General features: G+C 68.2%; 31 protein-coding genes. 2 read left to right on the top strand and 29 right to left on the bottom strand.

Annotation, left to right across the window (positions count from 1 at the left end; all coding sequences use genetic code 11):
- Positions 1–40: 40 nt before the first annotated feature.
- From LSF15_RS08070 to LSF15_RS08095, 6 genes are all read right to left on the bottom strand, one after another.
- Positions 41–1,192, bottom strand: a complete 1,152-nt coding sequence (locus LSF15_RS08070; protein WP_232498024.1) for a mannitol-1-phosphate 5-dehydrogenase — start codon at positions 1,190–1,192, stop codon at positions 41–43.
- Positions 1,189–1,629, bottom strand: coding sequence for a PTS mannitol transporter subunit IIA (locus LSF15_RS08075; protein WP_232498025.1), 441 nt, complete (start codon positions 1,627–1,629; stop codon positions 1,189–1,191). Before LSF15_RS08075 ends, LSF15_RS08070 begins: the two co-directional genes overlap by 4 nt.
- A gap of 97 nt (positions 1,630–1,726) precedes the next feature.
- Entirely contained in the window at positions 1,727–3,289 is a 1,563-nt protein-coding gene (locus LSF15_RS08080) for a PTS mannitol transporter subunit IIBC (protein WP_232498026.1), read from the bottom strand.
- 19 nt (positions 3,290–3,308) lie between these two features.
- The gene (gene ptsP / locus LSF15_RS08085; protein WP_232498027.1) at positions 3,309–4,988 is read right to left on the bottom strand and encodes a phosphoenolpyruvate--protein phosphotransferase; all 1,680 of its coding nucleotides are present in this window, start codon (positions 4,986–4,988) and stop codon (positions 3,309–3,311) included.
- Between the two features lie 41 nt (positions 4,989–5,029).
- A complete protein-coding gene (locus LSF15_RS08090; protein ID WP_232498028.1) occupies positions 5,030–5,296 on the bottom strand; it encodes an HPr family phosphocarrier protein in 267 nt (88 codons plus the stop codon).
- Between the two features lie 88 nt (positions 5,297–5,384).
- Entirely contained in the window at positions 5,385–5,696 is a 312-nt protein-coding gene (locus LSF15_RS08095; protein WP_232498029.1) for a PTS sugar transporter subunit IIB, read from the bottom strand.
- A gap of 224 nt (positions 5,697–5,920) precedes the next feature.
- Here LSF15_RS08095 and LSF15_RS08100 point away from each other — a divergent pair, with 224 nt between their 5' ends.
- Positions 5,921–7,810, top strand: coding sequence for a BglG family transcription antiterminator (locus LSF15_RS08100; RefSeq protein WP_232498030.1), 1,890 nt, complete (start codon positions 5,921–5,923; stop codon positions 7,808–7,810).
- Positions 7,811–7,822: 12 nt separating this feature from the next.
- On the opposite strand, the gene map is transcribed toward LSF15_RS08100, so the two are convergent.
- The 23 genes from map to rpsJ all read right to left on the bottom strand — a co-directional run bounded on the left by map (position 7,823) and on the right by rpsJ (position 20,360).
- Positions 7,823–8,650, bottom strand: a complete 828-nt coding sequence (gene map / locus LSF15_RS08105) for a type I methionyl aminopeptidase (protein ID WP_308188446.1) — start codon at positions 8,648–8,650, stop codon at positions 7,823–7,825.
- 5 nt (positions 8,651–8,655) lie between these two features.
- Positions 8,656–9,303 (bottom strand): adenylate kinase, encoded by a 648-nt coding sequence (locus tag LSF15_RS08110; RefSeq protein WP_232498032.1) that lies wholly within the window; start codon positions 9,301–9,303, stop codon positions 8,656–8,658.
- Positions 9,300–10,622, bottom strand: coding sequence for a preprotein translocase subunit SecY (gene secY, locus LSF15_RS08115; protein ID WP_232498033.1), 1,323 nt, complete (start codon positions 10,620–10,622; stop codon positions 9,300–9,302). Before secY ends, LSF15_RS08110 begins: the two co-directional genes overlap by 4 nt.
- Positions 10,623–10,738: 116 nt before the next feature.
- Positions 10,739–11,392 (bottom strand): 50S ribosomal protein L15, encoded by a 654-nt coding sequence (gene rplO / locus LSF15_RS08120; RefSeq protein WP_232498034.1) that lies wholly within the window; start codon positions 11,390–11,392, stop codon positions 10,739–10,741.
- Positions 11,392–11,577 (bottom strand): 50S ribosomal protein L30, encoded by a 186-nt coding sequence (gene rpmD / locus LSF15_RS08125; RefSeq protein WP_130353506.1) that lies wholly within the window; start codon positions 11,575–11,577, stop codon positions 11,392–11,394. The genes rplO and rpmD overlap by 1 nt, the downstream gene beginning before the upstream one ends.
- On the bottom strand, positions 11,577–12,293 hold the full coding sequence (gene rpsE / locus LSF15_RS08130; protein WP_372459950.1) for a 30S ribosomal protein S5: 717 nt from the start codon (positions 12,291–12,293) through the stop codon (positions 11,577–11,579). The genes rpmD and rpsE overlap by 1 nt, the downstream gene beginning before the upstream one ends.
- Positions 12,290–12,649 (bottom strand): 50S ribosomal protein L18, encoded by a 360-nt coding sequence (gene rplR / locus LSF15_RS08135; RefSeq protein WP_156999956.1) that lies wholly within the window; start codon positions 12,647–12,649, stop codon positions 12,290–12,292. The genes rpsE and rplR overlap by 4 nt, the downstream gene beginning before the upstream one ends.
- A 2-nt stretch (positions 12,650–12,651) precedes the next feature.
- Positions 12,652–13,188: a 50S ribosomal protein L6 gene (gene rplF, locus LSF15_RS08140; RefSeq protein WP_232498035.1), complete on the bottom strand. Its 537-nt coding sequence runs from the start codon at positions 13,186–13,188 to the stop codon at positions 12,652–12,654.
- Positions 13,189–13,194: 6 nt separating this feature from the next.
- Positions 13,195–13,593 carry a 30S ribosomal protein S8 gene (gene rpsH / locus LSF15_RS08145; RefSeq protein ID WP_232498036.1) on the bottom strand — a complete coding sequence of 133 codons (399 nt, stop codon included), beginning with the start codon at positions 13,591–13,593 and terminating at the stop codon, positions 13,195–13,197.
- A gap of 127 nt (positions 13,594–13,720) precedes the next feature.
- A complete protein-coding gene (rplE, locus tag LSF15_RS08150) occupies positions 13,721–14,308 on the bottom strand; it encodes a 50S ribosomal protein L5 (RefSeq protein WP_232498037.1) in 588 nt (195 codons plus the stop codon).
- A complete protein-coding gene (gene rplX / locus LSF15_RS08155) occupies positions 14,308–14,667 on the bottom strand; it encodes a 50S ribosomal protein L24 (RefSeq protein WP_232498038.1) in 360 nt (119 codons plus the stop codon). Before rplX ends, rplE begins: the two co-directional genes overlap by 1 nt.
- A gap of 3 nt (positions 14,668–14,670) precedes the next feature.
- Positions 14,671–15,039 (bottom strand): 50S ribosomal protein L14, encoded by a 369-nt coding sequence (gene rplN / locus LSF15_RS08160; RefSeq protein ID WP_156999952.1) that lies wholly within the window; start codon positions 15,037–15,039, stop codon positions 14,671–14,673.
- 32 nt (positions 15,040–15,071) lie between these two features.
- Positions 15,072–15,377, bottom strand: a complete 306-nt coding sequence (gene rpsQ / locus LSF15_RS08165; protein WP_232498039.1) for a 30S ribosomal protein S17 — start codon at positions 15,375–15,377, stop codon at positions 15,072–15,074.
- A gap of 2 nt (positions 15,378–15,379) precedes the next feature.
- On the bottom strand, positions 15,380–15,709 hold the full coding sequence (gene rpmC, locus LSF15_RS08170) for a 50S ribosomal protein L29 (protein ID WP_022889732.1): 330 nt from the start codon (positions 15,707–15,709) through the stop codon (positions 15,380–15,382).
- Entirely contained in the window at positions 15,709–16,128 is a 420-nt protein-coding gene (gene rplP, locus LSF15_RS08175; RefSeq protein WP_022889731.1) for a 50S ribosomal protein L16, read from the bottom strand. Before rplP ends, rpmC begins: the two co-directional genes overlap by 1 nt.
- Positions 16,129–16,130: 2 nt before the next feature.
- Positions 16,131–16,883 carry a 30S ribosomal protein S3 gene (gene rpsC, locus LSF15_RS08180; protein ID WP_231046103.1) on the bottom strand — a complete coding sequence of 251 codons (753 nt, stop codon included), beginning with the start codon at positions 16,881–16,883 and terminating at the stop codon, positions 16,131–16,133.
- On the bottom strand, positions 16,883–17,248 hold the full coding sequence (rplV, locus tag LSF15_RS08185) for a 50S ribosomal protein L22 (RefSeq protein WP_130353516.1): 366 nt from the start codon (positions 17,246–17,248) through the stop codon (positions 16,883–16,885). The genes rpsC and rplV overlap by 1 nt, the downstream gene beginning before the upstream one ends.
- A gap of 25 nt (positions 17,249–17,273) precedes the next feature.
- Positions 17,274–17,555: a 30S ribosomal protein S19 gene (rpsS, locus tag LSF15_RS08190; RefSeq protein ID WP_056734934.1), complete on the bottom strand. Its 282-nt coding sequence runs from the start codon at positions 17,553–17,555 to the stop codon at positions 17,274–17,276.
- Positions 17,556–17,567: 12 nt separating this feature from the next.
- Positions 17,568–18,407 (bottom strand): 50S ribosomal protein L2, encoded by an 840-nt coding sequence (rplB, locus tag LSF15_RS08195; protein ID WP_232498040.1) that lies wholly within the window; start codon positions 18,405–18,407, stop codon positions 17,568–17,570.
- A gap of 17 nt (positions 18,408–18,424) precedes the next feature.
- Positions 18,425–18,727 (bottom strand): 50S ribosomal protein L23, encoded by a 303-nt coding sequence (rplW, locus tag LSF15_RS08200; protein ID WP_232498041.1) that lies wholly within the window; start codon positions 18,725–18,727, stop codon positions 18,425–18,427.
- Positions 18,724–19,383 (bottom strand): 50S ribosomal protein L4, encoded by a 660-nt coding sequence (gene rplD, locus LSF15_RS08205; protein ID WP_232498042.1) that lies wholly within the window; start codon positions 19,381–19,383, stop codon positions 18,724–18,726. The genes rplW and rplD overlap by 4 nt, the downstream gene beginning before the upstream one ends.
- Positions 19,384–19,386: 3 nt before the next feature.
- Positions 19,387–20,043, bottom strand: coding sequence for a 50S ribosomal protein L3 (gene rplC / locus LSF15_RS08210; protein ID WP_232498043.1), 657 nt, complete (start codon positions 20,041–20,043; stop codon positions 19,387–19,389).
- Positions 20,044–20,051: 8 nt separating this feature from the next.
- Positions 20,052–20,360 (bottom strand): 30S ribosomal protein S10, encoded by a 309-nt coding sequence (rpsJ, locus tag LSF15_RS08215; protein WP_017201594.1) that lies wholly within the window; start codon positions 20,358–20,360, stop codon positions 20,052–20,054.
- Between the two features lie 504 nt (positions 20,361–20,864).
- On the opposite strand from rpsJ, the gene LSF15_RS08220 reads away from it, so the two are divergent.
- Positions 20,865–21,320 (top strand): OsmC family protein, encoded by a 456-nt coding sequence (locus LSF15_RS08220; RefSeq protein WP_232498044.1) that lies wholly within the window; start codon positions 20,865–20,867, stop codon positions 21,318–21,320.
- Positions 21,321–21,337 lie beyond the last annotated feature (17 nt).

The following is a 21,337-nucleotide window of genomic DNA, read 5'->3' on the forward strand; positions in this document are numbered from 1 at the left end:
GCGATTTCGCCAGTCGAGGCGCGAATGCCCCGATTCCCGGCTATCGCGAGGCCGCCGCTGCGGCCACCGCTTCGACGAGGCCGTCCTCGAGCGGATGCCCCGGGGCGATGCCCATGACCTCGTGCACGATCTGCACGGGCCCGCGCGTGTGCAGCATGCGTCGCAACTCGACACTCTCGGGATCGGCGGGCACGTCGAACCGGAGTGCGGCTCCGACCGCTGCGAGCAACCCGCCGACCGAGGACCCGCGCTCGGCGAGTTCGGCGGCGGGGCCGATGAAGCGCTCGTGACGGCCGAGCTTGCGCAGCGGTTGCCGCCCGACCCGCTCGACGGTGTCGGGGAGCTCGGGGTTTCGGAACCGCTCGAGGATCGTCTCGCGATAGGCCGACTGCTCGGCGGCGCTGAACTCGTGCTTGTCGACGATGAGCGCGGACGTCTCGCCCAGCACGCGTTCGACCGCGGCCGCGACGGGCGGGTCGGCGAGCGCTTCGCTGATACGCGTATGCCCGGCGAGGAATCCGAAGTAGGCGGTGGCGGCGTGCCCGGTGTTCACCGTGAACAGCTTGCGTTCGATGTACGGGGCGAGATCGTCGACGAAGTGGGCGTCGGGGATCACCGGCGGCGCCTCGCCGAACGGCGCCCGTTCGATCGCCCACTCGAAGAACGGCTCGACGGTCACGTCGAGTCCCGCATCGGGCGCCTGGGCGGGCACGATGCGGTCGACGGCGGTGTTCGCGAACACCGCGCGGGGGGCCAGCGAGGGCCACTCCTCGGCACCGGCGAGCGCGGCGACCTCGTCGCGCAGCAGGTTCGTGGCGTTGATCGCGTTCTCGCACGCCATGACCGCGACGGGCGGGGCATCCGCGGAGCGGGCCCGAAGCGCCGCGAGCACATGGGGGGCGATGAACTTCAGGATGGTCGGACCGACCGCCGTGGTCACGACGTCGGCGGTCGCGAGCTCGCCGGCGAGGCCCGGGGCATCCGTCGCACTGTTCACTGCGCGATAGCCGTCGACGACGCGATCCCGCGCGCCCGCGCCCACCTCGTGCACCGTGTAACGGTCGGATGCCGCGAGCTCGTCGATCAGCGCGCCGTTCACGTCGGCGAACACGACCTCGTACCCGGCGTCGTGCAGCAGAAGCCCGACGAACCCGCGCCCGATGTTGCCGGCGCCGAAGTGCACGGCCTTCACGAGTCGTTGACCTCCGAGAGCAGGGCGTGCAGTTGTTCGGCGGACGTCGCGTCGACGAGCCGCTGCACCTCGTCGTCGTCCGAGAAGATGATCGCGATCTTCGAGAGGATGTCGAGGTGCTCGTTCTCGATGCCGGCGATGCCGACGACGAAGCGGGCCTCTTCACCGCCCCAGTCGATCGCCTCGTCGTACCGGATGACCGAGAGCGCCGATCGGCGGATCGAGTCCTTCGCCTCGTTGGTGCCGTGCGGGATCGCGAGCAGGTTGCCCATGTACGTCGACACCGACTGCTCGCGCTCGAGCATCGCGTCGACGTAGGCGGGCTCGACCGCGCCGGCCTCGACGAGGATCGCGCCCGCCGCGCGGATCGCGTCGTCGCGGTCGGCCGCCCGGGCGGCGAGCCGCACATTGGCGGCGGGCAGGATCTCTTCGGTCATCGGATGCTCCTTCTTCTCGTTCGTTGTCCGGTTGTCCGCGTGCTGCCGAGGACTCCGGGGCCGGAGCTCGTACGCATCCGACCCCGGAGATCCGCAATCAGGGCTGCGTCTCGTGCTGTCCCTTGACCAGGTCCACGACCTCGTCGTACCTCGGCGAGTTCATGAAGTTGTCGACCGAGACGTGGACGGCGTCGGGCGTCTGCTGCCGTGCGCGATCCGTCAGCTGGTTCTGCGTGATGACCAGGTCGGCGGAGGAGTCGAGGTTCGCGATCGCCTTGTTGACGACCGTGACGTCCTCGATCCCCGCCTTCTTGAACTTGTTCCGCAGGACGCTCGCGCCCATCGCCGACGAGCCCATCCCGGCATCGCACGCGAACACGACGTTCTTGATCTCCGGCACCGTCCCCGTCGCGGGGCCGGCCTGACCGTCGGCCTGGGTCGCCGCTCCGCCGCGCAGGTTCGCGAGGGCGTCGGAGCTCTTGCCCTTCGCCGCCTCGGTCTGCGTGATCGCCGCGCCGAACGCGTCGTCGGTGGCCGCCATCGCCTCGAGGTCGCGCTTGCGCGAGGCACGGAGGATGACCCCGGCGATGAGGAACGTCACCGTCGCCGAGAGGACCACCGACAGGAGGACCGCGACGTACGAGTTGTTCGCGACCTGGGCGACGACGGCGAAGATGCTGCCCGGCGCCGCCGGTGCGCGGAGCGCGCCGCCCAACAGCATGTTGGTCGTCACGCCGGTCATGCCGCCCGCGATGAGTGCCACGATCAGGATCGGCTTGATGAGGGCGTACGGGAAGTACACCTCGTGGATGCCGCCGAAGAACTGGATGACAGCGGCGCCCGGCGCCGATGCGCGCGCCGCCCCGATCCCGAAGAAGGTGAAGGCCAGGAGCAGGCCGACGCCGGGGCCGGGATTCGCCTCGAGGAGGAACAGGATCGACGAGCCCGTGTCTGACGCCTCCTGGAGGCCGAGGGGGGTCAGCACGCCGTGGTTGATGGCGTTGTTGAGGAAGAAGACCTTGGCCGGCTCGATGATGATGCTCGTGAGTGGCAGGAGGTTCGTCTCGACGAGCCAGTTCACGGCTCCGCCGAGGGCTTCCATGATCCGGTTGACGACCCAGGCGATCGGGAAGAACCCCAGGATGGCCATGGCGAAGCCCCAGATGCCGGCCGAGAACATGTTGACGAGCATCTCGAAGCCCGCCCTGATCTTGCCCTCCCACAGGTTGTCCAGCCACTTCATGGTGTACGCGGCGATGGGCGCCATGATCATCGCACCGATGAACTGGTGGATCTCGGGGATGCTCGGGTCACCGGCCGCCTCCGCCACCGCGTTGTACTGAGCGACGAGGAGGTCGGACCCGGCAATGACTCCGAAGGTGCCGATCACGGCCACCACGCCACCGCGGATGCCGTAGATGATGTTGCCGCCCGTGTACGCGATGAGGATCGGGAGCGCGTAGTGGATGAACGGCCCGACGATCGTGGCCAGATCGGCGTTGGGAATCCACCCCACGTCGATGAAGAACGCGGTGAAGATGCCCCACGCGATGAGCGCGGGGATGTTGGGCATGATCATGCCGCTGAGGAAGGTGCCGAACTTCTGTACCGCGACGCGAGCTCCCCCCGGCCGCTTCGCGTCACTCGACGTCGTTGTCATTGTGGTGCCTCTCTGGTGATCACGACGCGGCTTCGCGCGCCGTGGTGATCTCGGATGCGACGGCCTGTGCCGCCGCTCGGGCTTCGGCCGCTCCCTCAGCGGCCAGGGCTGCCCCGGCGAGCGCCTTCGCGTCGTCGGGGCTGTACCGCGCGAGGGAAGCGCGGACATCTGCGAGTGCCGACGGCGACATCGACAGGCTCGTGGCGCCGAGACCGACGAGCACGACGGCGAGCAGCGGGTCGGCAGCGGCCTCGCCGCAGATGCCGACCGGCTTGCCGAGTTCGGCCCCGGCACGGCCCACGTCGGCGATGAGACGCAGCACGGCGGGATGCCAGGGGTCCTGCAGCTTCGCGACGGTGCCGAGCAGTCGGTCGGCGGCCATCGTGTACTGCGTGAGGTCGTTCGTTCCGATCGAGGCGAAGTCGCAGGCGGCGAGCACGTGGTCGGCCACGAGCGCCGCAGAGGGCGTCTCGACCATGACGCCGGCGACGCGGATGCCCAACTCCTTCGCCAGCGCGGTGAAGTACCGCGTCTCGTCGACGGTGGCGATCATCGGCGCCATGACCCACAGTTCGGCATCGGTGGCGGCGTCGGCCGCGGCGAGCGCGGTGAGCTGCTCGCGCAGGATCACCTCGGAATGCCGCAGCGCGCGGATGCCCCGGAGCCCGAGCGCGGGGTTCTCTTCAGCGGCATCGTTGAGGAAGGAGAGGGGCTTGTCGGCCCCGGCATCGAGCACGCGCACGACGACTTTCTTGCCGGCGAACGCCGACAGCATCCGCGTGTACTGCGCCTGCTGGTCGGTGATGCTCGGCGCGGTGTCGGCGTCGAGGAAGAGGAACTCGGTGCGGAACAGCCCGACGCCCTCGGCGCCGAGTCGCAGCGCCTCGGCGGCGCCGTCGGCCGAGCCGAGGTTCGCGAGCAGCGGCACCGGGGTGCCGTCGGCGAGCGCGCCGGGTGTGACGGGCGCGGCCTCGAGCGCGGCCCGCTCGGCGATCCGCGCCTTCGCCGCGGCGACCTCGTCGGCGCTCGGGTCGGAGACCACCAGGTCGTTGGCCGCGTCGACGATCACGGTGTCGCCGTCGGCGAGGCCCGAGGCATCCGCCGCCCCGACGATCGCGACGATCGACTTCTCGCGGGCGAGGATCGCCGTGTGCGAGGTGGGTCCGCCGTCGACGGTCACGAGCCCCAGCACCTGGTCGAGGTCGAGCGTCGCAGTGTCGGCCGGCGCGAGGTCGCGGGCGACGAGCACGAACGGATGTCCCGGATCGGGCACTCCCGGCGCGGGCAGCTTCAGCAGGTGCGCGATGACGCGCTGCGAGATGTCGTCGAGGTCGGCAGCGCGCTCGGCCATGTACCCGCCCATGCCGGCGAGCAGGTCGCGGTACGAGGCGAACGCCTCGAAGACCGCGCGCTCGGCCGTCTTGCCGTTCTCGAGACGATTCGCGACCTCATCGACGAGGCTCGGGTCCTCGGCGATCATCGCCTGCGCCTCGAGCACGTCCTGAGCGGCCCCGCCGGCCTTCGCGCCCCGGCTCATGAGCTCGGCGGCGACGACCGACATCGAGGCCTTCGCCCGCTCGCCCTCGAGCTTCGGGTCGAGGTGGCTCGGACGGTCGACCGGCTCGGGCAGCCGCTCGGCCATGCGCACGACCGACCCGACCGCGACCCCTTGGCCGATGCCCGTTCCCGTGATCTTCATCACACGCCCCTTCTCGTCGGTTCGGATGGCGTAGCGCGGCGCTACTCGTCGTGGTCGGTGAGCAGCAGCCCGACGAGCTCATCGAGCACCGCCTGCTCGTCACCGCCCTCGACGACGAGGGTGACCTCGTCGCCGTGGTCGATGCCCTGCGAGATGACCGCGAGGATGCTCGCACCGTTGACGGGCTTGCCGCCCGACTTGCTGATGGTGACCGCGGCACCTGAAGCGGCTGCGGCCTGCGTGAAGAGCTTGGCCGGGCGTGCGTGCAGGCCGTGAGTCGATCCGATTCGTACCGTGCGTTCAATCATGTTTCGCGTCCCCATCGCTGGTGTCGGCTCCCTCGTTCACCGTATCCACCGACCACGCGTGAGAGAGCCTGTGCAGGCGCGTGGCGGTTCATGATCGGGCTCCCGCAGTCGCGAGGGCCAGGTCGAGCGCCTCCTCGCCGTCGGGAGCGCTCGACGCGCCCGAGGGCAGGATCGCGATCGGCACGGATGCCGCGACCGCGCGCTCGCGCAGGGCGACGAGCTGCTCGGCGAGGTGTTCGCCCACGAGCAGCACATCGGCACCCTGGAGGATCTCGTCGAGGCCCGACGCGCTCGATGCCTGCGCGCGCACCGAGAGTCCCCGGTCGGCAGCGGCGCGACGGATGCGATGGGCGATGAACGTGCTCGAGGCGCCGGCGCCGCAGACCACGATGATGCGCATCGCCCTGCCTCCTCGCAACCGGCAGGCCGGTCATCGTCGATCGTTGTCGGTCGCGGCGTCACCCGCTTGCGACGATTCTGCTCCTCAAGCCGTCCCGACTCCAGCAGATCGGCTTCCGCACCCCCGGAAATTCCGTTCCGATCACCCGCGGGTCTCTCCGGCGGGTGGTTGACTTGCTGCACCGCCCGGCGCCGCGTGGCTCGGGCTGCGACACGGGAGCAGTGTTGGCCGAGAAGTGGGAGCGAGTCGTCGAGATCCTCGCCGACGACGGCGAGTGGACGACCGCGGCCGCACTCGCCGAACGACTCGACGTCACGCCCCGCACGATCCGCAGCTACGTCACCCGGGCGAACGCCGATGGCGCGACCCTGATCGTCTCCGGCCCGAACGGGTATCGGCTCGACCGCGCCGCATGGGCTGCTCGCGTCGCCCCGCGCTCGCGCGACACCTCGCCGGCCGCACGCGCGGTCGCGCTCATCCGCGACCTCGTCGACGCCGACGAGGGGCTCGACGTCTACGAGGTCGCACATCGCCTGCACGTGAGCGAGGCGACCGTCGAGGCGGATCTCCGGCGCATCCGCTCACGCCTCGAAGGCACGGGTCTCGCGCTCTTGCGCCGCGGCCCCGTCGTGACGATGACGGGGCCCGAGTCGGCGCGACGGCGGCTGCTCGGTGTGCTGTTCCGCGAGGAGTCCGCGCGCGGGCACGACGCGTTCGACCAGCTCCGCCGGGAGTTCCCCGAGCTGCCGCAGTTCCGCACGGCGCTCGTCGCCCGGCTCGCCGAAGCCGGCTACGCCCCCAACGAGTACGGCCTCGGCGACGTGCTGGCGCATATCGCGATCGCCCTCGACCGCGGCGCGCACGGCCACCCGATCGACGACGCGGCGGCCCCCGCCGGGACATCCGATTCGTCGAGTCTCGAGGACCTGCTCGACTCCCTCATCCGCGATCACTTCGGACGCGCGATCGGCGAGGCCGAACTCGGTCACCTGGCACGCCTGCTGGGCACCCGCGCGGCGACCCGGCTCGTGGCGCCCGGTCGTCGGACCCCGCTCTCGACGCGGGCCGACCTCGTGCAGGCCATCGTGTCGCGCGCCGCCGACGAGTACCTCATCGAGCTCGACGACGACGACTTCATCGAGCGACTCGCGCTGCACGTCGACAACCTCGTGGCGCGAGCGAGTGACGAGCGCTACTCGCGGAATCCGCTGACGGCGACGATCAAGTCGGCGTACCCGCTCACGTACGACCTCGCCGTGTACATCGCGAGCGAACTGGCCCAGAGCGAGGGCATCGTCGTGAACGAAGACGAGATCGCGTACATCGCGATGCATGTCGGGGCGCATCTCGAGCAGCGGCGCGCCGCGCTCGAACGCGTGCGGGTGGCGGTCGTCGCGCCCGCCTACCACGACGTCCATACGGTGCTCGCCGAGCGGGTGCGCGGCGAGTTCGGGTCCGACGTCGAACTCGTCGAGTTCATCGACCGGTCCGATGTCGACTGGGCGACGGTGCGGGCCGAGCTCATCGTGTCGGTGATCGAGCCGACCACACCGGTCGAGCACCTCGTTCGCATCTCGCCCTTCCCGACCGACGGCGACCTCGCCCGGGTCAGGGCCGAGGTCGCCCGCATCCGCCGTGCCCGCCGACAGGCGCGCCTCGCCGCCGCCCTCTCGCGCTACATCGCACCCGACCTGTTCGTGCGCGGCATGCGCGGGCACGATCGCGAGGGGGTCATCACCATGCTCGGAGAGCGCATGATCGACGCGGGGGTCATCGATCGTGCCTACCTCGAGGGCACCCTCGAACGCGAACGCATGTCGTCGACCGCGTTCACGGAGCACCTCGCAGTGCCGCACGCCATGACCATGACGGCCAAGCGCACGGCGATCGCGATCGCGATCGACGAGGTCCCGATCGACTGGGACGGCGCGCGCGTCAACGTCGTGGCGCTCATCGCCTTCTCAGAGGCCGGCCGAGCGGAGTTCCAGGACGTGTTCGACCAGTTCGTCGAGACTTTCTCGGACCGTGGCAACGTGCAACGGCTCGTGGACGGCGCCACCGACTACCAGGGGCTGCTCGCCGAGCTTTCACGGCTCATGGAGCCCGAGGGGTGATGCCGACGGCCGTCAGGCGATCGGAACGGGCTCGATGCCGAACGGGGCGAGGCCGGCGGCGCCGCCGTCTTCGGCGGTGAGCACCCATACGCCGCCCGCGTGCACGGCGACGCTGTGTTCCCAGTGCGCGGCGTCGGCGCCGTCGGCGGTCGTCACGGTCCAGTCGTCGTCGCGCACGAACGTCTCGATCGCGCCGGCGACGATCATCGGCTCGATCGCCACGACGAGCCCGGGCTTCACCGCCGGTCCCCTGCGGTCGACGCGGTAGTTGAACACCGGCGGCTCCTCGTGCATCGAACGCCCGATGCCGTGCCCGACGTAGTCGGTGAGGATTCCGTAGCTGCCGGCGCCGCGGACGAAGTCCTCGATCGCCGCACCCACCTCGTTCAGGTGCGATGCGCGCGCGAGCGCCGCGATCCCGTGCCAGAGGGCGGACTCGGTCACCGCCGAGAGCTGTTCGCGGGCGGCCACGACCTCGGGCCGGGACGGATCGGGCAGCACCACGGTGAATGCGGCGTCGCCGTTCCACCCGTCGAGCTCGGCACCGCCGTCGACCGAGACGATGTCACCCGGGCGGAAGGGTTGTTCGCCGGGGATGCCGTGCACGACGTCGTCGTTCACCGAGACGCACAGCGTGTGGCGGTAGCCGGGGACGAGCGTGAAGTTCGGCACCCCTCCGGCACCCCGGATGACCTGATCGGCCGCCGCGTCGAGTTCGAGCGGTGTCGCACCCGCGGCGAGGAGCTCGCGCGCCCGCGCGAGCGCACTCGCGGTCGTGCGCCCGGCGTGGACCATTGCGCGGAGTTCGGCCGGGGACTTGTAGGGAGAGCGGCGGAACACCGGAGTCAGGCGGCGGCGCCGGGATGGCGCGGGGCGAGCCCGCGGGCCGAGAGTGCCTCGAAGATGCGGTGCGTGACCTCGTCGAGCGTGCCGACGCCGTCGATGCGGACGACGACGCCTCGGCTGCGGTAGACGTCGAGGATCGGCGCCGTCTCGCGCTCGTAGATCGCCAGGCGGTTCGCGATGACCTCTTCGGTGTCGTCGGTGCGCCCCTGCTCGATCGCGCGCTGACGCAGCCGGGCGATGCTCTCGTCACGCGGGACGGCAAGCTCGATGACCGCATCGAGCGACTCGCCGCGACCCTCGAGGAAGGCGTCGAGGTGCTCGACCTGCGTGCGATTGCGGGGGTAGCCGTCGAGCACGAACCCGGTCGCCGCGTCGTCATGGCGCAGGCGGTCGCGCACGAGTTCGCTCGTCAGGTCGTCGGAGACGAGGTCGCCCGCCTCGATGATCGCCTGCACGCGCTCGCCGAGTTCGGTGCCGCCCGAGACGTTCGCCCGGAAGATGTCGCCGGTCGCGATCTGCGGCACGTCGTAGGCCGCGGCCACGAGCACGCCCTGGGTTCCCTTGCCGGACCCCTGAGGGCCGACGATCAGGAATCGGGCCGATCCGGTTGCGGGAGCCGCGCCGTCCTGAGGCTCTCGATGGGTCATCGCAGAAGTCCTTCGTAGTGTCGCTGCTGGAGCTGGGCGTCGATCTGCTTCACCGTCTCGAGGCCGACACCCACGATGATGAGGATCGAGGCGCCGCCGAACGGGAAGTTCGCGTTGGCACCGACGAGGGCGAGCGCGATGAGCGGGATGAGCGCCACCACACCGAGGTAGAGCGAGCCGGGCAGCGTCACTCGCGTGAGCACGTAGTCGAGGTACTCGGCCGTCGGCCGGCCCGCGCGGATGCCGGGGATGAAGCCGCCGTACTTCTTCATGTTCTCGGCCACCTCGTCGGGGTTGAAGGTGATCGCCACGTAGAAGTACGTGAAGCCCACGATGAGGAGGAAGTACAGGAGCATGTAGAACGGGTGGTCGCCCTGCGTGAGGTAGTTGCTGATCCAGGTGACCCAGGGCTGGGGCTCCTCGCCCGGTGCCGGCTGGTTGAACTGGGCGATGAGGGCCGGCAGGTACAGCAGCGACGAGGCGAAGATGACGGGCACGACGCCGGCCATGTTCACCTTGATCGGGATGTACGTGTTGTTGCCGCCGTACGTTCGCCTGCCGACCATGCGCTTCGCGTACTGCACGGGAATGCGCCGCTGCGACTGCTCGACGAAGACCACGGCGACCACGATCAGCAGGCCGATCGCGAGCACCATCGCGAAGATGTCCCAGCCGCGCGAGATGCCGATCGCCCAGAGCGAGCCGGGGAAGGTCGCAGCGATCGACGTGAAGATGAGCAGCGACATGCCGTTGCCGATGCCGCGCTCGGTGATGAGCTCGCCCATCCACATGATGAGGCCGGTGCCCGCGGTCATGGTGATGACCATCAGCAGGATCGCGTACCAGGCGTCGTTGGTGATGAGGGCCGAGCACGCCGGGTCGGTCGACGGGAACAGCGCGCCCGAGCGGGCCACGGTGATGAGCGTCGTCGACTGCAGCACGGCGAGGGCGATCGTGAGGTAACGCGTGTACTGCGTCAGTCGACCCTGGCCCGACTGGCCCTCCTTGTAGAGGGTCTCGAAGTGGGGGATCACGACGCGGAGCAGCTGCACGATGATCGACGCGGTGATGTACGGCATGATGCCGAGCGCGAAGACCGAGAGCTGCAGCAGCGCACCACCCGAGAAGAGGTTGACGAGGTCGTAGAGCCCCGACGCCCCGCCCTGGTTGGCGGCGAGACACGTCTGCACGTTGCCGAAATCCACGAAGGGCGCCGGAATGAAGGATCCGAGTCGGAACAGGGCGACGATGCCCAAGGTGAATCCGATCTTGCGGCGAAGATCCGGCGTGCGGAAGATCCGCCCGATGGCGTTGAACACTCGTCCTCCTGTTGCTCCGTCGTGGAGTCAGTCCATATGCGGCTCGAGCCTGTCGAGACCCCCGTGAATCATACGCGAGGTCCCGACAGGCTCGGGCATTCAGTGTTGCAGCGGTCTCAGTTGACCGAGCCGCCGGCGGCGACGATCTTCTGCTCGGCGGAGCCGGAGACCTTGTCGACCGCGACGTTCAGCTTCACCTGGATGTCGCCGTTGCCGAGCACCTTGACGCGCTCGTTCTTGCGCACGGCGCCCTTCTCGATGAGGTCGGCGACGGTGACGTCGCCGCCCTTCGGGTAGAGCTCGGCGAGCTTGTCGAGGTTCACGACCTGGTACTCGACACGGAAGGGGTTCTTGAACCCACGCAGCTTCGGCGCACGCATGTGGTACGGAAGCTGGCCACCCTCGAAACCAGGGCGGATGTTGTTGCGGGCCTTCGAACCCTTGGTGCCGCGACCGGCGGTCTTGCCCTTCGAACCCTCACCGCGTCCGACGCGGGTCTTGTCCTTCTTGGCGCCGGGAGCAGGGCGGAGGTGATGCACCTTCAGCACCTGCTCGCGGGGCTCCGCGACGTCGGCCTTCTTGGCCGGAGCCTTCTTGGCCGGCGCCTTCTTCGCGGGGGCCTTCTCAGCCGTCGCCGTCTTCGCGGCAGCAGCCTTGGGAGCTGCCGCCTTCTCGGCGGCGGGCTTCGCGGCTGCCTTCTTGGTGGACGCGGCCTTCGCCGGAGCCTTCTTGGGCTCGGCGGCCTCGGGGGCCTTCTCGTTCTCTGCCATTAGTCGATCTCCTCAACCTTCACGAGGTGGGCGACGGTCTTGACGTAGCCGCGGTTCTGCGGGGTGTCGTCACGAACGACCGAGTCGCCGATGCGCTTGAGTCCGAGGCTGCGCAGCGTGTCGCGCTGGTACTGCTTCTCGCTCACCTTGGACTTGATCTGGGTCACCTTGAGCTGCTTGGCCATCAGGCACCTGCCTTCGCTGCTGCGGCGGCCTCGGCCGCCTGGGCCTCGGCACGCAGGAGACGGGCGGGAGCGACCTCGTCGTAGTCGAGACCACGACGGGCTGCCACTGCGCGAGGCTCTTCGAGCTGCTGCAGGGCCTCGACCGTGGCGTGCACGATGTTGATGGTGTTCGACGAGCCGAGGGACTTCGACAGCACGTCGTGGATGCCGGCGCACTCGAGCACGGCACGCACGGGACCACCGGCGATGACACCGGTACCCGGCGATGCCGGACGCAGCAGGACGACACCGGCCGCGGCCTCACCCTGCACGGGGTGCGGGATGGTCGCGCCGACGCGGGGGACGCGGAAGAAGTTCTTCTTCGCCTCCTCGACGCCCTTCGAGATCGCGGTCGGGACCTCGCGCGCCTTGCCGTAGCCGACGCCGACGAGTCCGTTGCCGTCGCCAACGACGACGAGCGCCGTGAAGCTGAAGCGGCGACCGCCCTTGACGACCTTCGACACGCGGTTGATGGTCACGACGCGCTCGAGGAACTGGCTCTTCTCGGCGTCACGGCCACCGCGGTCGCGGCCACCCTGGTTGCGGTCGCGGCCACCGCCGCGACGACCGTCGCGCTCGTTGCGCGCCGGCTCCGAAGCGGCTGCCGTCTCGACGGGTGCCGCTGCGGTCACCTCGGGCTCCTTCGTAGTGCCATTTTCAACAGATGCTGTGCTCACAGGTTGAGCCCTGCCTCTCGCGCTCCATCGGCGATCGCTGCGACACGACCGGCGTACTTGTTGCCGCCGCGGTCGAAGACGACCGACTCGATGCCGGCCTGCTTCGCGCGCTCTGCGACGAGCTCGCCGACCTTCTTGGCCTTGGCGGTCTTGTCACCGTCGAACGCACGGAGGTCGGCCTCCATGGTCGAGGCGCTGGCGACGGTGAGGCCCTTGCTGTCGTCGACGACCTGCACGAACACGTGACGGGCCGAACGGGTGACGACGAGGCGCGGGCGCAACTCGGTGCCGACGACCTTCTTGCGAAGGCGGGTGTGGCGGCGCGAACGCGCAGCCGTCTTGGTCTTCACAGCCATGATTACTTACCTGACTTTCCGGCCTTGCGACGCACGACCTCGCCGGCGTAGCGGATGCCCTTGCCCTTGTAGGGCTCGGGCTTCTTGATCTTGCGGATGTTCGCGGCGGTCTCACCGACGGCCTGCTTGTCGATGCCCGCGACCGTGAGCTTGTTGTTGCCCTCGACCGTGAACGTGATGCCGGCCGGAGCCTCGACGACCACGGGGTGCGAGAAGCCGAGCGCGAACTCGATCGACGAGCCCTTCTGGGCCACGCGGTAACCGGTGCCGACGATCTCGAGGCCCTTGGAGTAGCCCTGGGTCACGCCGATGATCTGATTGGCGATGAGGGTACGGGTGAGTCCGTGCAGCGAACGCGAGCTGCGCTCGTCGTCGGGGCGGCTGACGAGAACCTGGTTCTCCTCGACCTTGGCCTCGATCGGGGCTGCGACGACGAGCGCGAGCTCGCCCTTCGGGCCCTTAACCGAGACGTCCTGGCCGTCGATCGTCACAGTGACGCCGGCGGGGATGTCAATGGGAAGTCGTCCAATACGCGACATCAGTGGCTACCACACGTAGGCGAGGACTTCCCCACCCACGCCCTTCTTCTCGGCCTGGCGGTCGGTGAGCAGACCGCTGGAGGTGGACAGGATCGCGACACCGAGGCCGCCGAGGACCTTGGGCAGCTCGGTCGACTTCGCGTAGACGCGGAGGCCGGGCTTCGAGACGCGCTTGATCCCGGCGATCGAACGCTCGCGGTTGGGGCCGAACTTGAGCTGCAGCGTGAGGGTCTTGCCGACGCGTGCGTCGACGACCTCGAAGTCCGCGATGTAGCCCTCCTTCTTCAGGATCTCGGCGATGTGCGCCTTGAGCTTGGAGTTCGGCATGGACACGGAGTCGTGGTGCGCGGAGTTCGCGTTCCGCAGACGGGTCAGCATGTCAGCGACCGGATCGGTCATCGTCATGTCAGTCGTTCCTTACGTTCACCAGGTTTCAGGACCCGTTACACGGGGACTGACCTGTGGTGTCGGTTCCAGCGGGTGCCGGGACCGGGTCGGATGCCGCAGAGCGCGCCCTGCGGCATCCGGAGTCTCAGTTGGCGGCGTCGGCCGACTTGAACGGGAAGCCGAGCTGCTTGAGCAGCGTGCGACCCTCGTCGTCGTTCTTGGCGGTGGTCACCACAGTGATGTCCATGCCGCGGACGCGGTCGATCTTGTCTTGGTCGATCTCGTGGAACACGCTCTGCTCCGTGAGGCCGAAGGTGTAGTTGCCGTTGCCGTCGAACTGCGCGTCGGACAGGCCGCGGAAGTCGCGGATACGCGGGAGCGCGAGCGAGAGCAGGCGGTCGAGGAACTCCCACATGCGGTCGCCGCGCAGCGTGACGTGCGCGCCGATCGGCTGCCCCTCGCGCAGCTTGAACTGCGCGATGGACTTGCGGGCCTTGGTGACCTGCGGCTTCTGGCCCGTGATCTTCGTGAGGTCGGCGATGGCGCCGTCGATGATCTTGCCATCGCGCGCGGCCTCGCCCACACCCATGTTCACGACGATCTTCACGAGGCCGGGCACCTGGTGCACGTTGGTGTAGCCGTGCGCCTCGGTGAGGCTCTTCGTGATCTCGTTCCGGTACTTGGTCTTCAGTCGCGGCTGGATTTTGCCAGCCTGCGTCGCCGTATCGGTCATTACAGGTCCTTACCTGACTTCTTCGCGTAACGAACGCGGACCGTCTTCTCGACGCCGTCCTTCGTCACGACCTCTTCACGGAAGCCGACACGCGTCGGCTTCTTCGTCTCGGGGTCGACGAGCGCAACGTTCGAGACGTGGATCGAGGACTCGTGGGTCTCGATGCCGCCCGTCTTCGTGCCGCGCTGCGTCTGGCCGACGCGCACGTGCTTCGTGACGAAGTTGATGCCTTCGACGACGACACGGTTCTCGGCGACGATCACTTCGAGGACCTTGCCCTGCTTGCCGCGGTCTCCGCCGCGGGCCTGGCTGCGGCCCGAGATGACCTGCACGAGGTCACCCTTCTTGATGTTGGCCATGGCTTAGATAACCTCCGGTGCCAGCGAGATGATCTTCATGAACTTCTTGTCGCGAAGCTCGCGACCGACCGGTCCGAAGATGCGGGTGCCGCGGGGGTCACCGTCGTTCTTCAGGATGACCGCGGCGTTCTCGTCGAACTTGATGTAGGAGCCGTCGGGACGACGGGTCTCCTTGACGGTGCGGACGATGACGGCCTTGACCACATCGCCCTTCTTGACGTTGCCGCCCGGGATGGCGTCCTTGACGGTCGCGACGATGACGTCGCCGAGGCCGGCATAGCGACGCTTCGAGCCGCCGAGAACGCGAATGGTGAGCAGCTCCTTGGCGCCGGTGTTGTCGGCGACCTTGACTCGTGATTCCTGCTGAAGCACTTCGAACTCCTTCTTTCAAGCAAGCCCGAGGCTTACTTGGCCTTCTCGACGATCTCGACGAGACGCCAGCGCTTCGTGGCGCTGAGCGGGCGGGTCTCGGTGATGACGACCAGGTCGCCGATGCCGGCGGTGTTCTGCTCGTCGTGCGCCTTGATCTTCGAGGAGCGACGCAGGACCTTGCCGTACAGCGGGTGCTTCACGCGGTCCTCGACCTCGACGACGATGGTCTTGTCCATCTTGTCGCTGACGACATAGCCACGACGCACCTTGCGGTACGGGCGCTGGGCGACGGCCGTCTCGGCGACCTCGGCCTCAGGGGCCTTCTTGGTCTCAGCCATGATCAGGCCTCCTTCGTCTCTGCCTCGGCAGCAGCATCAGCGGATGCCTCGGCCTTGGCCTTCTTGGTCTTCTTCTCGGCCTTGGCGGGAGCCGCCTCGACCGGTGCGGGAGTGGCACGGATGCCGAGCTCGCGCTCACGGATGACCGTGTAGATGCGAGCGATGTCGCGCTTGACGGCCTTGACGCGGCCGTGGCTCTCGAGCTGGCCGGTGGCCGACTGGAAGCGCAGGTTGAACAGCTCCTCCTTGGCCTTCTTCAGCTCGTCGACGAGTCGCTCGTCTTCAAACGTGTCGAGCTCTGCGGGGCTGAGCTCCTTGGTTCCGACGGCCATTATGCGTCGCCCTCCTCGCGCTTGATGATGCGTGCCTTGAGGGGCAGCTTGTGGATGGCACGGGTCATCGCTTCACGAGCGAGCTCTTCAGAGACGCCCGAGACCTCGAAGAGGACGCGGCCCGGCTTGACGTTGGCGACCCACCACTCGGGCGAACCCTTACCGGAACCCATGCGGGTCTCAGCAGGCTTCTTCGTGAGCGGACGGTCGGGGTAGATGTTGATCCACACCTTGCCACCACGCTTGATGTGACGGGTCATCGCGATACGAGCGGACTCGATCTGACGGTTGGTCACGTACGCGGGGGTCAGGGCCTGGATGCCGTACTCACCGAAGGAGACCTTCGTGCCACCGGTCGCCTGGCCGGAACGGCCGGGGTGGTGCTGCTTGCGGTACTTGACTCGACGGGGAATCAACATGGTTATGCCTCAACTCCTGCTGCCACCGGCTCCTGCGCCTTGGGCGCACGGCGGGGGCGGTCACTGCGGTCACCGCGCGAGGGCTTCTGCGAAGCCTGCTCGCGGGCGAGCTCCTTGTTGGTGATGTCGCCCTTGTAGATCCAGACCTTCACGCCGATGCGGCCGAAGGTGGTCTTGGCCTCGTAGAAGCCGTAGTCGATGTTCGCGCGCAGGGTGTGCAGGGGCACACGGCCTTCGCGGTAGAACTCCGAGCGGCTCATCTCGGCGCCGCCGAGGCGGCCCGACACCTGGATGCGGACACCCTTGGCGCCGGCGCGCTGTGCGCCCTGCAGGCCCTTGCGCATCGCGCGGCGGAACGCCACACGAGCCGAGAGCTGCTCGGCGATGCCCTGGGCGACGAGCTGGGCGTCGGCCTCGGGGTTCTTCACCTCGAGGATGTTGAGCTGGATCTGCTTGCCGCTCAGCTTCTCGAGGTCGGCGCGGATGCGCTCTGCCTCGGCGCCGCGGCGGCCGATCACGATGCCGGGACGGGCCGTGTGGATGTCCACGCGGACGCGGTCGCGGGTGCGCTCGATCTCGATGCGCGAGACACCGGCGCGGTCGAGCGACGTCTGGAGCAGGCGACGGATCTTGACATCCTCAGCGAGGTAGTCGGCGTAGCGCTGTCCGGGCTTCGTGGAGTCGGAGAACCACCGCGACACGTGGTCGGTGGTGATGCCCAGACGGAAGCCGTACGGGTTGACCTTCTGACCCATTACTTCGTACCCTCCTCGGGCGTGGCGAGCACGACGGTGATGTGGCTCGTTCGCTTGTTGATGCGGAAGGCACGACCCTGCGCCCGCGGCTGGAATCGCTTGAGGGTGGTGCCCTCATCGACGAATGCGCGGCTGATGTAGAGGTCTTGCTCGTCCAGGTAGGTGTTCGAGGCATCGGCCTTGACGCGAGCGTTCGCGATGGCCGAGGCGACGAGCTTGTACACCGGCTCGCTCGCACCCTGGGGTGCGAACTTCAGGATGGCGAGTGCCTCCTGTGCCTGCTTGCCGCGGATCATGTTGACGACGCGGCGGGCCTTCATGGGGGTCACGCGGATGTGTCGCACGCGTGCGATCGACTCCACCATTTCTTTCCTCCTTCACGCCACCGCGTCAGCGGCGGCGGCCCTTCTTGTCGTCCTTCACGTGTCCACGGAAGGTGCGGGTGGGGGCGAACTCGCCGAGCTTGTGACCCACCATGGTCTCGGTGACGAACACCGGGATGTGCTTGCGGCCGTCGTGCACGGCGATCGTGTGCCCCAGCATGGCGGGGATGATCATCGAGCGACGTGACCAGGTCTTGATGACGTTCTTCGAACCGGCTTCGTTCTGGGTGACGACCTTGCGAAGCAGGTGGTCGTCGACGAAGGGGCCCTTCTTGAGACTGCGCGGCATCTTCTTCTACTCCTACTTGCGCTTCTTGCCGACGGTGCGACGACGGACGATGAGCTTGTCGCTCTCCTTGTTGGGGCGACGGGTGCGTCCCTCGGACTGACCCCAGGGGCTGACCGGGTGGCGACCACCGGAGGTCTTGCCCTCACCACCACCGTGCGGGTGGTCGACCGGGTTCATCGCGACACCGCGAACGGTCGGGCGGACGCCCTTCCAGCGCTTGCGGCCTGCCTTGCCCCAGTTGATGTTCGACTGCTCGGCGTTGCCGACCTCGCCGACGGTCGCGCGGCAGCGCGCGTCGACGTTGCGGATCTCGCCCGACGGCAGGCGGAGCTGCGCGTAGGGGCCGTCCTTGGCGACCAGACGCACCGAGGCGCCGGCCGAGCGAGCCATCTTCGCGCCGCCACCGGGACGGAGCTCGATGGCGTGGATGACGGTACCGGTGGGGATGTTGCGCAGCGGCAGGTTGTTGCCCGGCTTGATGTCGGCGTTGGGGCCCGACTCGATGGGGTCGCCCTGCGACAGCTTGTTCGGCGCGAGGATGTAGCGCTTCGTGCCGTCCACGAAGTGGATGAGCGCGATGCGGGCGGTGCGGTTGGGGTCGTACTCGATGTGAGCGACCTTGGCGGGCACGCCGTCCTTGTCGTTGCGGCGGAAGTCGATCACGCGGTACTGGCGCTTGTGGCCACCACCGATGTGACGCGTCGTGATGCGGCCCTGGTTGTTGCGGCCACCGGTCTTCGACAGGGGGCGGAGCAGCGACTTCTCGGGCGTCGAGCGGGTGATCTCGGCGAAGTCGGCGACCGACGAACCGCGACGGCCCGGGGTCGTGGGCTTGTACTTGCGAATAGCCATGTGTTTTCCTCTGCTCCCTAGCCGACAGCCGTGAAGATGTCGATCGAGCCGGACTTGAGGGTGACGATCGCGCGCTTGGTGTCCTTGCGCTTGCCCATGCCGAACCGGGTGCGGCGGGTCTTGCCCTGACGGTTCAGGGTGTTGATCGACGCCACCTGGACGTTGAAGATCTTCTCGATCGCGAGCTTGATCTCGGTCTTGTTCGAGCGGGGGTCCACGATGAACGTGTACTTGCCCTCGTCGATCAGGCCGTAGCTCTTCTCGGAGACGACCGGCGAGAGGATGATGTCGCGCGGGTCCTTGTTGTGTGCGGCGCTCATGCCGAGACCTCTTCCTTCTTCGCCGACTTCGCGGCCACGAAGGCCTCGAGCGCGGCGCTGCTGAAGACGATGTCGTCGGAGACGAGCACGTCGTAGGCGTTCAGCTGGTCGACCGGCAGCACGTGCACGGTCGGGATGTTGCGCACCGCGCGCTCGGCGAGTTCCTCGTCGCGCGTGAGCACGATGAGGTAGCGCTTCGCCGGGGCGATCGCACCGAGGAGCGTGACGGCGTCCTTCGTCTTCGGGGCCTCACCGGCGACGAACGCCGAGACCGCGTGGACGCGGCCGCCGCGAGCGCGGTCGGAGAGGGCGCCGAGGAGGGCGGCGGCGATCATCTTCTTGGGGGTGCGCTGCGAGTAGTCGCGCGGCTGCGGGCCGTGCACGATGCCACCACCGGTCATCTGGGGAGCACGGATCGAACCCTGGCGGGCGCGGCCGGTGCCCTTCTGCTTGAACGGCTTGCGACCGGCGCCGGAAACCTCGCCGCGGGTCTTGGTCTTGTGCGTGCCCTGGCGTGCCGCAGCGAGCTGGGCGACGACGACCTGGTGGATGAGCGGGACGTTGGTCTGCACGTCGAAGAGCTCGGCGGGCAGCTCGACCGTGCCGGACTTCTTGCCGGTCGCGTCGAGCACGTCGATGGTGTTGGCGGTAGCCATGGACTACGCCCCCTTCACTGCGTTGCGGACGAAAACGAGACGGCCGCGCGCACCGGGAACCGCGCCCTTGACGAGGAGGAGGCCCTTGTCGGCGTCGACGGCGTGCACGCGGAGGTTGAGCACGGTCACGCGCTCGCCACCCATGCGACCGGCCATGCGCATGCCCTTGAAGACACGGCTGGGGGTCGACGAGGCACCGATCGAACCGGGCTTGCGGTGGTTGCGGTGGGAACCGTGCGAGGCGGAGACGCCCTTGAAGTTGTGGCGCTTCATGACACCGGCGAAGCCCTTGCCCTTGCTCGTGCCGACGACGTCGACGAGCTGGCCTGCTTCGAAGGTGGCGTCGACCGTGAGCTCCTGGCCGAGCTCGTAGCTCGCGGCGTCGGCGGTGCGCACCTCGGCGAGGTGGCGACGCGGGGTGACGCCGGCCTCACGGAAGTGGCCGGCGGCCGGCTGGTTGACCTTGCGCGGATCGATGGCGCCCGCCGCGATCTGCACGGCTTCGTAGCCGTCCTTCTCGGGGGTGCGAACCTGGGTGACCACGTTCGGAGCGATCTCGATGACAGTGACCGGAACGAGCTTGTTGTTCTCGTCCCACACCTGGGTCATGCCGAGCTTGGTGCCGAGCAGACCCTTCACGTTCTTGGTAGCGGAAGACATCTGTTACCTCAGAGCTTGATCTCGATGTTGACGTCGGCGGGGAGGTCGAGACGCATGAGCGAGTCGACGGCCTTCGGCGTCGGGTCCACGATGTCGATGAGGCGCTTGTGGGTGCGCATCTCGAAGTGCTCGCGGCTGTCCTTGTACTTGTGGGGCGAGCGGATGACGCACACCACGTTCTTCTCCGTCGGAAGCGGCACGGGGCCGACGACCGTGGCACCCGCGCGGGTCACCGTGTCGACGATCTTGCGCGCCGAGGTGTCGATGACCTCGTGGTCATACGACTTCAGTCGAATGCGGATCTTCTGTCCCGCCATCTCGAACTCTCTCTCTGTCAAGGCGTCTTACCCCTTCCGAGGGCATCGGACGCCGCGTAGTCACTCCGTGTGAAGCACCACTGTTCTTCTGTCAAAGGCCGGTGATCGAGCCTGTCGAAACCACCGTTCGGGATGTCCCGGGGCGATACCCTCGACACGCTCGACCTTCGAGCCTCACCGACGCGCGCGCGGACACAGGGGACCCATGGCCTCGAGGTTGTCGGTTTGTCTGTTCTCCTGCCTGCGGCCTAGCCTGACCCCCTGGCCGTCTCTCACGAGAACGCCGCGGGTGGCTATGCACTGCCTGACAGTGATCCGATCAGCGCGCACGAGTGCACGCGTTCGAAATGTTGAACTCAACGAGTTTGCCACAGTCGAGGCATCCGTGCAACCCGGGCGTGTCGCGCCCGACGGATCTCCCAGCGACGTCGCAGGAACTGGCGACGCCCCCCGGTCCGGTGGCCCATGATGGAGTCAGGACCGACCGCGACGACAAGGAGAGCCATGAGCGAGCACGCGCATCAGGTGAGCGAGCGGATCGGCCCGGGCAGCGTCTCGGTCACGCGCACCGGCAGCCGCACCTACGAGGGACTGAACGAACGCGGCGCGACCGTGCGCATCGGCGGCTCCGAGCTCGAGGGCGAGCACTTCACACCGGGTGAACTGCTGAAGATCGCGCTCATCGGCTGCGCCGGCCTCAGCACCGACCGCGTCGCCGCCCGCAGGCTCGGCGACGAGTACGCGATCACGATCTGGGCGCACGGGGTCAGCGACCCCGAGGAGAACCGCTACACGCGCATCGAGGAAGAACTGCTCGTCGACCTGGGCGGGCTCGACCCGAGTGATCGTACGAAGCTCATCGACATCATGGAGCGGGCGATCGCACGCGGATGCACCGTGGCTCGCAGCGTCGAGGAAAGCATCGATCTCGTCACCACCATCGACGGCACGCCCGTCTGAGCCGACGGCGTCGCGCG

The sequence above is a fragment of the Agromyces humatus genome (assembly GCF_021228295.1).
Classification (GTDB): Bacteria; Actinomycetota; Actinomycetes; order Actinomycetales; family Microbacteriaceae; genus Agromyces; species Agromyces humatus.